This window comes from Oligoflexus sp., from assembly GCF_035638955.1.
GTDB lineage: Bacteria > Bdellovibrionota_B > Oligoflexia > Oligoflexales > Oligoflexaceae > Oligoflexus.
In genome coordinates this window covers 33,297-46,820 of the sequence record NZ_DASQYZ010000169.1, presented here as the reverse complement: position 1 = coordinate 46,820, position 13,524 = coordinate 33,297, and the positions used below count along the sequence as shown (strand labels likewise).

Sequence of the window (13,524 nt, the reverse complement as noted above, 5' to 3'; positions counted from 1 at the left end):
GATAGGGCCCGACAGGATCGAAACGAATCCAGCTGTTTACCCCGCCTTGGAGGCTCTGTCAAGCCTCAGACCCGAGTCGCCTTTTTGATCAGGCGTGCGTTGGCGAACTCGGCCTGAACGTGCTCGCGGCCATGGTTTTTTTCCAGGTGTAAAAGGCCGAAATGATAGCGCGCGGCCTGGCCGAAGTAATCGCAAAACAAAGCATTGATGGTGGCTCCTCCAACGGCACCGACGATGGGAACCGACTCGGCCAGCACCTTCTCGGTCAAGGCCAGTTCAAAAGACCTTGCGATCCTGGCAATGACCTTCATCAAAGCCGGAGCAGCCCCGGTATCAATGGCCCGGAGAATCTCCTTCGCAGATTTTTTTGCCATGTAGGTCGAAGCGGAGCGAATGATCTGTTCAAACGCGATCCGGGACCCGAGATAGGCGGAGTCGTTCTCATCGTCACTGGGGCTTTGCGTGGAGCCCAGCGTAAAAACATAAAGGCATTGGAGCTGCACATTGGGATCATCAAGATCCATGCCCCAGTGCCCCGCTACATCAGAAATCCCGCGGAGCATCATGGTCGTCGACAAAGGGAGTTCGACAGGCAAGGCCAGAAGTCCGAAGAGTCCGCCGACAGCACCGGTCACCGCAACTGTCGCCGTATGAATGCGCCCTGATTTTTTGCTGCTTTCCACAGCATCCCGCCAATTTGTAGGCTTTTCGCTTTTGGCAGGGACCGTTTTGATTGCGGCGACAAGCGCTGTCTGCAGCGCTTTTTGTACCAGCCCACCAATTTTATCCTGCACCGATGCCGGCAACTTTTTTTGGAGAGCGTCGATCGGTTGACCCAGAAGGTTCATCGCCCGCATGGCAAAACCTGGGTTGTCCAAAAACCTGGCAGCTTCATGTACAAACTTAATTTCGTCTTGGTTCAAAGCAGGCAGTGACATGGCAGTCCCTATTTTTGGATAGACGTTGCAGCTGGCATCATTTTGCAGCACATTCATTTCCCAGCGTGTCCACCATTGTTGTTCAGAGCATGCCAGGGTAGACGCGATAAATCAATTTCGAGTGTGGGACGATCATGAATTCTGGCAAGATTGACGAACAAGGTCTTATTCAACAGCTCCTGCCTTCGACCCGAATTGTGGTGTTAACAGGTGCCGGAATTTCAGCTGAAAGCGGCATTCCTACGTTTCGCGATGCCCAGGATGGACTCTGGTCCCAATTTCGTCCCGAGGACCTGGCGTCACCTGAAGGTTTTCGTAAAAATCCAAAACTGGTTTTTGATTGGTATGCCTGGCGCCGAAACAAGGTTTTGGAAGCTCGCCCCAACTCCGGTCATCAAATTCTGGCGGCATGGGAGCAGCAGTTTCCTCATCTGACCTTGATCACGCAAAACGTCGATGGCTTACATCAGGCGGCAGGCAGTCAGCAGGTGATTGAAATGCATGGCAGCATTCACCGCCTCGTCTGCATGCGGCAACGTCATCCCTCACCTTGGGTTGAAGCCGCCGATACCGTTCCTTTGTGCGCGCTTTGCGCATCGCAGCTCAGGCCGGATGTGGTCTGGTTCGGGGAAATGCTGGATCGCGGGATTCTGCAACGCATAGGGCGGGCTTTGGCTCAATGTGATGTTTTTATTGCCGTGGGAACGTCGGGTCTGGTGTATCCAGCCGCCGGATTTTTGGATGAGGCGCGGCATGCCGGAGCCTTGACGGTTGTGATCAACAAAGAAAAAGTGGGTGAGGACCGCGTCGATCTTCTCCTGCAGGGGTCTGCTTCGGAAATTTTGCAGCGCCTTCAGAGCAGCTGGAACCAGCGTTCCCAGGGAATGGACTCGCCCGGTTGATAGCTGATCGTTCGCATGCGTGCCCGACCTACAACACGCCCAGCGGATATCACGTCCGCCGCACGCGAGTCAGCCGGCTTATCCCAACGCTTCAGCTGAAGGGGTTGATCGGATGGCTCGACGTGAACCATCACAAGATCATCAGGCTGCGGCTCAAAGAGTTCGTAGAGCAACTGATCCACTAAAACGTAATCACCGCGCACAAGGACGGGTTCCATCGTTGCATCGGTAACATGATACAGTCTGATGCCGCAGTTCATCAGGGAGAGCAGCAGAGACAAGCCAAGCACCCAGGATGGGACGAGCCAGGACTCCTTGGATGATCCAGGTTTCCGTTCATCACGCAGGTGATTGATGCGATGCTGGAGATACCAAAAACCAAACAGGGCGAGGGGCAAAGGTCGAGTACCAAGGCCCAATCTCTCCTCGAGATGGCGGCGGAAAACCAGCATAAGACTCATGAAAAGCAGCGTCGTTCCCAAGTGGGCCATAACCAGCGATGCGTCCAACGGCAGATCATTCCGGGAAAAGCGCAGGACCCACAGCATGATATTGAGCATCATCAAAATATTCAGGAAGGCGATGGAAAAGATCGGACGGCCTTCTTTCTGAGAAAGTTCCGCATGCAGCCCATAGCTACGCACAACGCTATAGAGGCCGAGTGTGATCAGGTCCAACACGATGAGGCGAACCAGTGAGAGCCTTAAACGTTCCGCGTGGGTGCGCTCATTTTGAATGTTATCGTGATCCGCCGGCATGCGTGGAACCCTTTGCGTAGAAGTCCTTCGAGTCTTTGACTCGAACTAGACGCTCATTGACGCAAAAGATTGCGCAAAATTTTCTAAAACTTCAGGAAATTTTGGTTAGGAATTCTTAAACAATAAATCAGAAGGGTTGCAAGATCAGAGTACAGCGAGAAAGCTTATATTTCAGGCGGAATCCAGCCTACGATCAGGATGATCAGCATAGGCCTTTTTGTCGATTGTAGAACTTACGGATGCTCAGCATGTTAACTTTTGGCTAAAAATATGTTCACGATGATTAGCAGAGTTGACCTGGGACCTGGGCGCACAATGGCGTTGGTGCCAGACTCGATCAGCAGCGACTCCTGTTCCTTGATCTCATAATTTTGCTGACCCACGGCGACTTTGGCCTCGCCGGACCATGACCAAATAAATTGCTGATCGGCGGTTTGGGTTGGAAACTCCGTATTTTCCGTGCCTCGGTACACTTCGATCGAAGCACGCCCCAGATGATCGCGAATCATGACATTGAAATCTTCCACGGGCTGGCCCGTTAAAATCCCCGTCGTTGTCAAGGCTCCATGAAAATCATAAGGCTGAAATGCTTGCAGAAGGTGCTCGCCATGATCCTGATGCACGAGCTGCATGGGATCGCCTCGCAGCAGCATGATCGTGCGTTGGTAATCGGGAAAGCAGGAAAAAGGCCCTGAGGCAGGCACCTGGGCAAGACTGATTCGCCAATCAAAACCTGCTTGCACCGACGACCCACGAGGAGAAATCAAGAGCTCTGTCGTCGAGCCAGCCCCATTTTTCCAGGGCATGATTCGATAGGCTGATGGAGTGAAATGAGTAATGTGTGCGTTCATGCGCAAGGGTTTCCTATATTGTTCTGGTGTCAGGAGCCAGGTGCTGTAAAATACCAGAAGTCCCCCTGAAATTTCCAGCCCTGATCCGCATGAGCCTCACAAGGAGAATAGGTTTTGAGACGCATTCTTTACTGTTCATTGTATGTTTTTTTGGGTATCGCCTGTAAAACTACCAGCAAGAATCAAAGCCGCTTGAAAGTTCTCCAAAACACACCCGAGAGTGGCATCGCGGGAGTCCTCGATAAAGCCCCACTTCTGATCGAACCTGGCAAGCCCGCGGTGGTGAGCCTGAATCGTCTCGCTGGGACACCGCCCGCGGACAGTTCCCTTCGTCTGGCACGCATCGAGCTGTCGATCAAGCCAGCCGACGGTTATACCGCCTGCAAGCCGGTCCTGACGAAAGCCATGTTTACCGAAATGATTGAAAAGGATATTCAGGCTCCCGAAGACTTTCAAACACGAGCCAGTTATCGTTCTCAGGACATTAGTATGGCCATCACCGGCGATGCTGAGAAAGGCTGGACGCTGGTGACCGACAGCGGCCATGATATCGGTGATCTCTATTTGAGCTTCGATGCAACAGCAGCCATGACCTGTCACGTTTCGGCTGTTGGTCATGGCTTTTACGCTGTGAACAGCACGGCATCCTGGGGCGAAGGCAGTGGTGATGTGGAGCGGGATCGTATGGTACGCGCCTGGGGTTCGGATCGCGGTCATCGGCTCTGGCACTATCTGTGGCATGGGATGCGATCCGAATGGCAATGGATGGAACAGACCGATCGTGATGCTTTGATGACCCACTTTGGTCCGACTGTGGCCCCTCCTGCAAGGAATCCCCAGCGCAGCCCTGATGGCGAGGATTTCCTTTACATGCATCATAATATGCTGAAAGCCATCAGCCAGCATCTGGCCAGCAAGGGCAAGACCATGGTTCCGCCCTGGAAAGTTCTGCCCCGTTTTGATGATAAGACTCATCCTTCCACCGATCAGTCGGACACACAGGCTGCCTTCGATACCTGGGAAAAGGATTATCTCGATATTGAAAAAGTGAAGACCATGACTCTGGGTGAATACGGCGAGCGCATCGAACGCACGATTCACAACAACATGCACATGCGTTTCATGAATCCTGCTGATATGGAAATTCCTGGTGACCCACTTGATCCTGAATGGGAGAGAAAATTCTCCAAATTGTTCGACGACCCTGCCTATGATTACCTGGGCGGCACCTATTCATCGCACGTGAATCCTATCTTTTTCAAAGTGCATGGCTGGGTCGATGATCGCATTCAAACATGGCTTGATGCACACGGGTATAAAACGGTCGGCACCACCGCAGATTGCTACGGAAAAACCGACTGCTATGTATGGCTTTCGGATCCCTTGTATGCGGCGGGAATCGACCGTAAACCTTGGGAAGGCGTGGCGCCGGGTGAAGCCCGCAACGGTGCAGGTTTACACTCGCACAGTATTCCTACCGGTCCGGTGCCGAAACTCAGTGTGAAGGCACGTGCACGCCTGTATAAAACGCGCAGAATGGGTGGATTTTGAGTCCAGCGCAGTGATACAAAGCAGAACGGGTCCGACCGGACCTGATCTGCTCACTTGCCATGGAAAGTTATCATCTTATGAGCGTGACCACACTCTTCCAGCCCTTCCAGTTGAAATCCTTAACACTCAAAAATCGTTTTGTGATGGCGCCGATGACACGGTCCTTCTCTCCCGGCGGTGTGCCGACACCTGATGTCGCGGTCTATTACCAGCGGCGTGCCCAGGGCGAGGTTGGATTGATTCTTTCGGAAGGCACGGTGATTGATCGCGTGGCTTCATCGAATGACCCCAATATTCCCCGATTTCATGGAGCGGAAGCTCTGCAGGGCTGGAAAAAAGTAATCGAAGCCGTGTGCGAGGTCGGAGGACGGATGGCGCCTCAGATCTGGCATATGGGAGTCAACGATCCACACGCTTCGGGTTGGCTGCCTACTGAGCCGTTTGAAGGACCTTCAGGACGTTTGCGTGGCCAAGGGTCTCCAGGCCAAGCCATGAGTGAAGCGGACATTGCGGCCACCATTCAGGCTTATGCCCAAAGCGCAGCCGCGGCCAAAGACCTTGGTTTTCATGCGGTCGAGCTGCACGGTGCCCATGGCTATCTGATCGATCAATTTTTCTGGGACGTCACGAACCAGAGAACCGACATTTATGGCGGCCAAACCCTGCCGGAACGCAGTCGATTTGCCATTGATGTGGTCAAAGCTGTGCGCCAGGCTGTAGGACCTGACTTCCCCGTTTTGCTCCGCCTCTCGCAGTGGAAGCCAGGTGCTTTTGATTTCAAACTCGCAAAAACGCCTCAAGAAATGGAAGCCTGGCTCGTGCCCCTGGCTGATGCGGGCGTCGATGTCTTCCACTGTTCCCAGCGTCGTTTCTGGGAGGCGGAGTTTCCTGAATCGGACCTTAACTTCGCCGGCTGGGCCAAGAAATTAACCGGTAAAATCACGATCACCGTCGGTTCCGTTGGCCTTTCCGGTGAATTCATCAAGGCCTTCCGCGGTGAGAGTTCTTCACCCGAGCCCATCGATGAATTGGTCCGACGTTTTGATCGCGGTGACTTTGATCTCGTGGCCGTGGGTCGAGCTTTGCTGTCCGATCCTCATTGGGTCCGCAAGATCAAAGAAGGACGGCTGGAAGAACTCGCAGGATTCCAGAGTGCCGATCTGCGCCAGCTGCAATAAAACACCAGGCCCTTTGTCTGCAAAGGTTGGGTTCGAATGTTTCGTCCCAACTTTTTCCAAGCAGTTGAAACCCCATAGGAAACTGAATATGGTGCCAACGGCAGACAAATCGGCTCTATTCTCCCAGTTGATCAAAACCTGGGTCGCCGAAAAGCGCGGCCGCAACCTCTATGTTCTGTCCCGAAGCAGCGGTCTGTCTTACACCAACCTGCGGGCCATCGAGGCCGGCAAATCGGAAGTCAGCATCGACACTGCCCTCCGCCTTCTGCGCTATATTCAACCGGATGAAGCGACGACTCATACCATTCTCAATCTCTTTCCCGACATTGCGCCGACGCTCGGACACCTTCTCCAGCAAAAGGCCCGCAGTGGTACCTATCGACTTCTCAGTCATAAGGCTTGCCGTGCCGCGGTGGAAATCTATGGACGGCGCAAGGTTTCGCACGATGACCTGCATAGGATCCTGGGCACCGGAGCTGATGCCGTGATTCAGGAGCTGATCGAAGCGGATCTGATTCGTGAAATTGACGCTCACTACCATCCGGGCCATCCTTCCTTTCACCTCAACAGTCCCGATGTTTTAATTCCTTTACTGCGACTTTTCCTCGACAACGTGAACCACAACATTCCATGGAATATGATTGATGCCAGCTTCTCAGGCTTGAAGCCGGAGGCTGCTGCCGAAATTCAATCCATTCTGGAGGACGCTCGGCTGCGCGTGATGCGCGTGAAACAAAATCCTGATAATGCCGGTGAACTGAATGTGGCCTGGGGTCTGGTCATGACCCTTTTCTAAGCCTCAGCCGGTTGTTTGATGCCTCGATTCGTCCTGATCAGGCAGCCACTGCCACCACGCTTAAGTCATCCGAAATTTCTTCAATCGCATGCCCGGCGCTTCGCAATGAGATGTCGCCTGGCAAGGTTGCGATCACCGTCGCGTGCATCAGGTGATCGCCGGTCTCGGGAGCCGATAAAGGCGCCACCAGAACCGATGCAATCGAAGCACCTCGACCCACGAGAACACTGTGCAGAAGTTGACCCAGGTCAGGATTCTCAAACCCAATAATTTCAAAGCGTGCCTGTAGAGTATCCATAACGGAATCCTCCATGGAGATTCTCCAGCTGATCCTGATCCTGTTGATGCCGAATCACGAGTGACCAATTTTCATCAGAAATCTGCCCCAACCGATGACGGGCCGGAGCAGGCCAGCCTTCAGCCCAGCATTGGGATGGAAACATCGCAGCAAGTCCATTATGCTGTTCCCTGCGGAATAAGACGAGTTCAGTGACAGGGGGCCAGCCTAGTGGAACCAGGAAACGTGGCAAGCATACGGAAATCCATTGAAAAGATTTATCGCAGCGACGGACGACGTGTGTTTGCGAGTTTGGTGCGCATTCTGGGCGATTTCGATTTTGCTGAAGAAGTTCTGCAGGATGCGTTCGCTGCGGCTTTGGAGCAGTGGTCACGCGACGGAATCCCGGCCAATCCCAGTGCCTGGCTGATTTCGGCAGGCAAATTCAAGGCCATTGATGCGATACGGCGACGCACCCGCTTTCAAAAGGCCGTACCGGAACTGTTGGCGGGCTTGGAAAACGATGTGACTATGCCTGTGGAATGGGATGAGCAAACCTTTAAAGATGACCAGCTGCGGCTCGTCTTTACCTGCTGTCACCCGGCGCTAGCGCCCAATACCCAGGTGGCTTTGACGCTTCGTGAGATCTGTGGCTTGACCACGGAAGAGATTGCTTCAGCCTTTTTATCAACCAACGCCACCATTGCTCAACGCATCGTGCGGGGTAAAGCGAAAATTCGTGACGCTAAAATTCCTTATCAGGTTCCAGCCCGGGCTGACCTGGTGGAACGTTTGGATTCTGTCCTGTCGGTGATTTATCTCGTCTTCAATGAAGGATATTCTGCTTCGTCCGGACAATCCCTGACCCGTTCAGATCTTTCGAATGAGGCCATTCGTTTGGGGCGTCTGGTGCTGGAACTTTTGCCAGATCCTGAAGTCATGGGACTTTTAGCCCTGATGCTGTTGCATGAATCCCGGCGTGAAGCCCGAACTTCGGCAGATGGTGATTTGATTCTGCTGGAGGATCAGAACCGTGACCAATGGCAACAGCCCTTGATTCAAGAGGGTATGCGTCTGGTCGAGCAGGCGCTTGCCTCGCACGCATTTGGCAGCTATACGCTGCAGGCAGCAATTTCCGCTGTTCATGCTCAGGCCCCCACGGCCGCGGCCACCGATTGGTCACAGATTGTGGCCCTTTATGATGTTTTGATGCAGGCCACAGCGTCACCCGTTGTGGAATTGAACCGCGCCGTAGCTCTTGCCATGCGAGATGGACCTATGGCGGGAATCGTCGTAGTGGATGACCTTATCGCACGGGGCGAACTCGTGAACTATCATCTTATCCATGCGGCGCGTGCCGATTTTTGCCGACGCATGGGACGCAACGATGAGGCCCGTAAATCTTACGAGGTTGCACTTTCCCTGGCCAAACAGGAACCCGAACGACGCTTTCTGGATAAGCGGCTGAAAGAATTAGGCTAAAAATTTTTTTCACCCGCTGTCGATTTCCCCAAACCCCGAACGTCTAGAGGGTGCGGAACGGGGGAAAACGATGAAGTTCATCTGCTTGAAATATTTGGACCGGAATACCTGGAACTCTTTTTCCGAAGGTCAAAGGCGGACTTTCCTGCAGGAGTGTCTGAGTTACGATAATAAACTTCGGGAATCAGGGCATTTTTTTGCCACCGAAGCCGTGCAGGCCGCAGGGGATCCTGTGGGTTTACACCGATCGTGTGGGCAGCTGGTGGTGGAAGATGATCTGCACACCCGGACCCACGAACTGCTGGGCGGACTGATGTTTTTGGAAGCACGCGACCTCAATCATGCCATCATTTTAGTTTCTGACCATCCCGGTGTGCGGGCCGGTTGGTTTAAAATACATCCAGCTGAAGACACAGGAGTCATCCCATGAAGTACATGCTGCTGATCTATTCCAGAGAAGATGCCTGGACGGAAACTGAAATGGCCGCTTGCATGGCGGAATCGCGACAGCTCTGTCACGACCTCGCCGCCAAAGGTCAGTATTTGGCCGCCTCGCCTTTGCATTCCGTCACGACAGCAACCAGTGTGCAGCTGCGTCAAGGCAAGCGTTTGATCACGGATGGTCCATTTGCTGAGACCAACGAACAACTCGGTGGCTACTATATCGTGGATGTGGCGGATCTCGACGCAGCTATTGAAATCGCCAGCCGTATTCCGGGAAGCAAGCGCGGAACAGTTGAAATTCGGCCTGTCTATCAGTTGGACGGCATGCCCTGAAATGAAGGCACAAATCTTATCCATATAAGGAGGAACGTCATATGAAATTTATGGTGATAGTGAAAGCCACTCAGGACTCCGAAGCCGGTATCACGCCCAGTGAAGAACTGATGCGCGACATGGGCAACTTCAATGAGGCTCTGGTCAAGGCAGGCATCATGTTAAGTGGTGATGGGCTCTATCCCAGTTCCCAGGGCGCCCGGGTCCGCTTCTCCGGCAAAAATCGCACGGTGGTGAACGGGCCTTTTGCTGAAACCAAAGAACTGGTGGCTGGATTCTGGGTCTGGCAGGTCAAGTCCCTGGAGGAGGCCATTGAATGGGTGAAGCGATGCCCGAACCCCATGCCGGGAGATTCCGAGATCGAAATTCGCCGGATATATGGTCCCGAGGATTTTGCTGCAGTCGATCCTACCGGTGAATTTCGCGCTCAGGAGCAGCGTATGATCGAGGAAACCGAACGCTATCGGCTGGATGGACCCCGATTTGAAACAGGACGGGAGATGATCATTGCCGGCTTGAGTCGTAATTATACGGGAGAAACCCGCGAAAAAATTCCTCAACTCTGGCAGAAGTTTATGCCTTTCCTGGGCGAAATTCCAGGCCAGATCGGTAAGAAAACCTACGGGGTATGCTACGGTTACGATGCAGACGGATCGTTTGATTACATGGCCGGCGTGGAAGCCAAAGATACCGCGCGACTGCCTTCTGGTTTTACCCATCTGCGCCTTGTCGCGCAGCGTTATGCCGTCTTCACACATACGAAACATGTGTCGAAACTCTGTGATACCTTCGATGCCATTTATACCAAGTGGCTGCCCAATTCCGGCCTGGAAGCGATTCACGCTCCATCGTTTGAAAAATATAGCGAAGCTTTCAACCCTGAGACAGGCATGGGTGGAATTGAAGTCTGGGTTCCCATCAAAGCATAAGGAGTCAACATTATGGCGACGAAAATTTTTGTGAACATTCCGGTTAAAGATTTGAACAAATCGATCACGTTCTGGAAGGCCTTGGGTTATAGCTTCAACCAGCAGTTCACCGATGAAACGGCAGCTTGTCTCGTGTTCAGCGAAGACATCTATGCGATGCTCCTGACGCATGCAAAATTCAAGGAATTCTCGCCGAATCCGATCTGTGATACGAGCAAAAATAATGAGGTCCTGCTGTGCCTATCCTGTGAAAGCAAAGCGGATCTGGCGCAAAAAATGAAACGTGCGGTCGATGCCGGAGCACGACGCTATGCTGAACCCAAGGATCACGGTTTTATGATCCAGGATGGATTTTTGGATCTGGATGGACATGTTTGGGAGTTGGTGTATATGGACCCCGAGTTTGTTCAAAAATAATCCTTTCCCCTTACAATCAGGGGTCCGCTCAAGGGGCGGGCTCTTATCTTGCGTTCGTGCATCGCTTTTCCTATGATAGGCCGAAGTAGCCTTTTGCAGGAGAAACCGATCATGTCCAAAACTCCAAAAGAAATCTGGGAAATCCAACATAAGCTTGTGCTGAACTTTGATGTGGACCAGCATGCTGAACTTTTTGCTGAAGATGGCGTGTGGGAATTCCCCCTGGCCAGGCCCGGGACCAAAGCCAAGCTGGAAGGTCGTGATGCCATCCGTGATTGGGTGATGGAACATACGAAAAATGCCCAGGATGCAGGGCATCAGGCCCTCAACTACGATGATTTGGTCATTCATGAGACCGCTGACCCTGAGGTTATTGTGGTGGAATTTGATCTGCACGGGGAAGTGAGTCACACCGGAGAGAAGTATCGCCGCTCCTATGTTCAGGTTCTGCGCGTACGCGACGGTAAAATCGTTTCCTTACGAGATTACTTCAACTGAAGAAGCAAACGCACATTCAAGCAATGGGCTGAACTCACTGAAATAATTGAGTAAAAATTTTTAGGTAAACCTGTCGAGTGAAAGGGTCCCCATTCGACTAGGGTAGGAAAGAATAAAGTGACAAACACCATTGGGAGGCCATTCGATGCAAAAAATTACCCCTTTTCTTTGGTTTGACAACAATGCCGAAGAAGCCATCAAATTTTACACATCGATATTCAAGAATTCAAGAATTCTCGAAACCTCACGTTACGGTGAAGGATCTCCTTTTCCCGTGGGAACACTTTTAACGGCGAGCTTCCAGCTTGAAGGCCAGCGGTTTATGGCGCTCAACGGCGGTCCCATGTACAAGTTCTCGGAAGCCGTTTCCCTCTTTGTGAATGTGGAAACTCAAGAGGAATTGGATGACCTTTGGAATAAACTTCTGGCCGGAGGCACCCAACAGCGGTGTGGATGGCTGAAGGATAAATATGGCCTTTCGTGGCAAATTATTCCTTCAGCTCTTGGCAAGTATATGGGTGACAAGGATCCTGTGAAAGCCGGCCGGGTTATGCAAGCCATGCTGAAAATGGACAAGATTATTATCAAGGATTTGGAAAAGGCCTATCACGGCTAATGAAAGAAGCCCCGTTGATTTCCAGGAGAGATCAACGGGGTCCTTTGGTTTCAACCAAACAATCCATATTCACTCGACCGACCTCGGGATCCTGTTTGCGGATAGCGGGAATTGTCCGCCAGCTCATGTTCGACAAGATGTTGATCAAACCAGGCGATGGTATGATCGACAGCCCGCTCCAAAGCGCCCTCTTCTTCAAAGAGGTGACTGGCCTGTGGCACGACATCAATCCGGACCAGTCCGGGACGCATACGGGCCCGAGCGCAAACATTCAAATCCAGAATCGAAATATCCTGCCCGCCTATGAGTAGGAGGGTCGGCGACGTAACCTTGGCCAGTGCTTCACCGGCGAGCTCGGGTCGCCCGCTCAGGGAAACAATCGCTTTAATGTGATGACCGAACGCTGCAGCGGTTTTTAGGGCAGCGGCCGTTCCTGTGCTGGAGCTGAAAAACCCCAAGGGCTGATCTTCGGTCGCCAGCTCATGCATGACCCAATCCGTTACTTCAGTGAGGCGTCGGGTTAAGAGCGGAACGTCGAAGCGCAAGTGCCGGCTTTTTATTTCCGAGGTTTCCTCGTCCTCGGTGAGTAAATCAAACCGTAGGGTGCTAAAGCCGGCTTCGTAAAGCTTATGGGCTATCAGGTCATGTTCCGGCCCCTGGCGTGGATTTCCGCAGCCGTGGATGAGCATAACGATACCCTTGGTGTGTTCTTCGTGATGCAAAAGCTTGCCTTCCAGCTCAACCGATCCAGCAGGAATCGAGACATGATGAAATCCTGGGGGTTCCTGATCCGCCGGAAAGGTCGATTTCTTGTCCAATGGCTCTTTCCTCCAGCCTTCGGCTTGAGATAAAAGCCTGATGACCTCGTCATCCTGCGTTTGGGAAAAATCCTGATACCAGAGCCCAACACCGTAAAAGGGCTCAGGAGTGAGCAAACACACCATGTCGTCCCCAAGCTTCTGCATGCTTTCGAAGGTGGAAGGGGGTGCCACCGGTACGGCAAGCACAATTTTTTCAGGTTTCTGCTGCTGGATGGCTCGGATGGCAGCGGTCATGGTTGAGCCCGTTGCCAGGCCATCGTCCACCAGGAGCACAGTCTTCCCTTTGATCTTCAACGGTGGCTTGTTTTGCCGATAAACGGCTTCACGGCGATTCATTTCCTGCCGTTCGCGGTGGGTCACACGATCGATCACAGGCTCCGTCAACTGCAGGACATCAATGATTTCCTGGTTGAGTACCCGATCACCGCTGCTCGAAATCGCGCCCATGGCAAGCTCTTCATGGCCAGGAACACCGAGCTTGCGAACAAGAAACACGTCGAGTGGTGCTTGCAGGGATAGAGCTATTTCAAAAGCCACTGGCACACCGCCTCGGGGCAGGGCCAGGACTAGAACGTTTGGATTGTCAGCGTATTGCTGGAGTTTAGCGGCTAATAATTTTCCGGCTTCTGACCTGTTTTTAAGCTGCTTCATAATCATTCTCGTTGAAGTGGTGTCGCATAAACTCTCCGAGTGCCTGTCTCTGGGTATTGTCTCGCGGATATGACAGTTCGAA

General features: G+C 52.6%; 16 protein-coding genes. 11 read left to right on the top strand and 5 right to left on the bottom strand.

What is annotated here, in order from left to right; all coding sequences use genetic code 11:
* Positions 1–65 precede the first annotated feature (65 nt).
* On the bottom strand, positions 66–989 hold the full coding sequence (locus VE954_RS16080; RefSeq protein WP_324954526.1) for an EcsC family protein: 924 nt from the start codon (positions 987–989) through the stop codon (positions 66–68).
* Positions 990–1,072: 83 nt separating this feature from the next.
* Here VE954_RS16080 and VE954_RS16075 point away from each other — a divergent pair, with 83 nt between their 5' ends.
* Positions 1,073–1,840, top strand: a complete 768-nt coding sequence (locus VE954_RS16075; protein ID WP_324954524.1) for an NAD-dependent deacylase — start codon at positions 1,073–1,075, stop codon at positions 1,838–1,840.
* On the opposite strand, the gene VE954_RS16070 is transcribed toward VE954_RS16075, so the two are convergent.
* Both VE954_RS16070 and VE954_RS16065 read right to left on the bottom strand, forming a co-directional pair.
* On the bottom strand, positions 1,792–2,598 hold the full coding sequence (locus VE954_RS16070; RefSeq protein WP_324954522.1) for a S26 family signal peptidase: 807 nt from the start codon (positions 2,596–2,598) through the stop codon (positions 1,792–1,794). The genes VE954_RS16075 and VE954_RS16070 overlap by 49 nt on opposite strands.
* Before the next feature lie 251 nt (positions 2,599–2,849).
* Positions 2,850–3,449: a HutD family protein gene (locus VE954_RS16065; RefSeq protein ID WP_324954519.1), complete on the bottom strand. Its 600-nt coding sequence runs from the start codon at positions 3,447–3,449 to the stop codon at positions 2,850–2,852.
* Between the two features lie 114 nt (positions 3,450–3,563).
* On the opposite strand from VE954_RS16065, the gene VE954_RS16060 reads away from it, so the two are divergent.
* The 3 genes from VE954_RS16060 (at position 3,564) to VE954_RS16050 (ending at position 6,974) form a co-directional block, all read left to right on the top strand.
* A complete protein-coding gene (locus tag VE954_RS16060; protein ID WP_324954517.1) occupies positions 3,564–5,000 on the top strand; it encodes a hypothetical protein in 1,437 nt (478 codons plus the stop codon).
* Positions 5,001–5,077: 77 nt separating this feature from the next.
* Positions 5,078–6,178, top strand: coding sequence for an NADH:flavin oxidoreductase (locus VE954_RS16055; protein WP_324954516.1), 1,101 nt, complete (start codon positions 5,078–5,080; stop codon positions 6,176–6,178).
* An 88-nt stretch (positions 6,179–6,266) separates the two neighbouring features.
* Complete coding sequence (locus tag VE954_RS16050) at positions 6,267–6,974, top strand: helix-turn-helix transcriptional regulator (RefSeq protein WP_324954514.1); 708 nt, start codon at positions 6,267–6,269, stop codon at positions 6,972–6,974.
* A gap of 37 nt (positions 6,975–7,011) precedes the next feature.
* Here VE954_RS16050 and VE954_RS16045 read toward each other — a convergent pair whose 3' ends face one another.
* Positions 7,012–7,287, bottom strand: coding sequence for a hypothetical protein (locus tag VE954_RS16045; protein ID WP_324954512.1), 276 nt, complete (start codon positions 7,285–7,287; stop codon positions 7,012–7,014).
* A gap of 210 nt (positions 7,288–7,497) precedes the next feature.
* Between VE954_RS16045 and VE954_RS16040 the strand changes: the two genes are divergently transcribed.
* The 7 genes from VE954_RS16040 to VE954_RS16010 all read left to right on the top strand — a co-directional run bounded on the left by VE954_RS16040 (position 7,498) and on the right by VE954_RS16010 (position 11,970).
* Complete coding sequence (locus tag VE954_RS16040; protein ID WP_324954510.1) at positions 7,498–8,733, top strand: RNA polymerase sigma factor; 1,236 nt, start codon at positions 7,498–7,500, stop codon at positions 8,731–8,733.
* Positions 8,734–8,803: 70 nt separating this feature from the next.
* The gene (locus tag VE954_RS16035) at positions 8,804–9,163 is read left to right on the top strand and encodes a YciI family protein (protein WP_324954508.1); all 360 of its coding nucleotides are present in this window, start codon (positions 8,804–8,806) and stop codon (positions 9,161–9,163) included.
* Positions 9,160–9,510, top strand: coding sequence for a YciI family protein (locus VE954_RS16030; RefSeq protein ID WP_324954505.1), 351 nt, complete (start codon positions 9,160–9,162; stop codon positions 9,508–9,510). Before VE954_RS16035 ends, VE954_RS16030 begins: the two co-directional genes overlap by 4 nt.
* Before the next feature lie 41 nt (positions 9,511–9,551).
* A complete protein-coding gene (locus VE954_RS16025; RefSeq protein WP_324954503.1) occupies positions 9,552–10,439 on the top strand; it encodes a GyrI-like domain-containing protein in 888 nt (295 codons plus the stop codon).
* Positions 10,440–10,451: 12 nt separating this feature from the next.
* Complete coding sequence (locus tag VE954_RS16020) at positions 10,452–10,856, top strand: VOC family protein (RefSeq protein ID WP_324954501.1); 405 nt, start codon at positions 10,452–10,454, stop codon at positions 10,854–10,856.
* A gap of 111 nt (positions 10,857–10,967) precedes the next feature.
* Complete coding sequence (locus VE954_RS16015; protein ID WP_324954499.1) at positions 10,968–11,354, top strand: nuclear transport factor 2 family protein; 387 nt, start codon at positions 10,968–10,970, stop codon at positions 11,352–11,354.
* Positions 11,355–11,499: 145 nt separating this feature from the next.
* Positions 11,500–11,970, top strand: a complete 471-nt coding sequence (locus VE954_RS16010; protein ID WP_324954496.1) for a VOC family protein — start codon at positions 11,500–11,502, stop codon at positions 11,968–11,970.
* A 50-nt stretch (positions 11,971–12,020) separates the two neighbouring features.
* On the opposite strand, the gene VE954_RS16005 is transcribed toward VE954_RS16010, so the two are convergent.
* Positions 12,021–13,442 carry a phosphoribosyltransferase gene (locus VE954_RS16005; protein ID WP_324954494.1) on the bottom strand — a complete coding sequence of 474 codons (1,422 nt, stop codon included), beginning with the start codon at positions 13,440–13,442 and terminating at the stop codon, positions 12,021–12,023.
* Between the last annotated feature and the right edge of the window lie 82 nt (positions 13,443–13,524).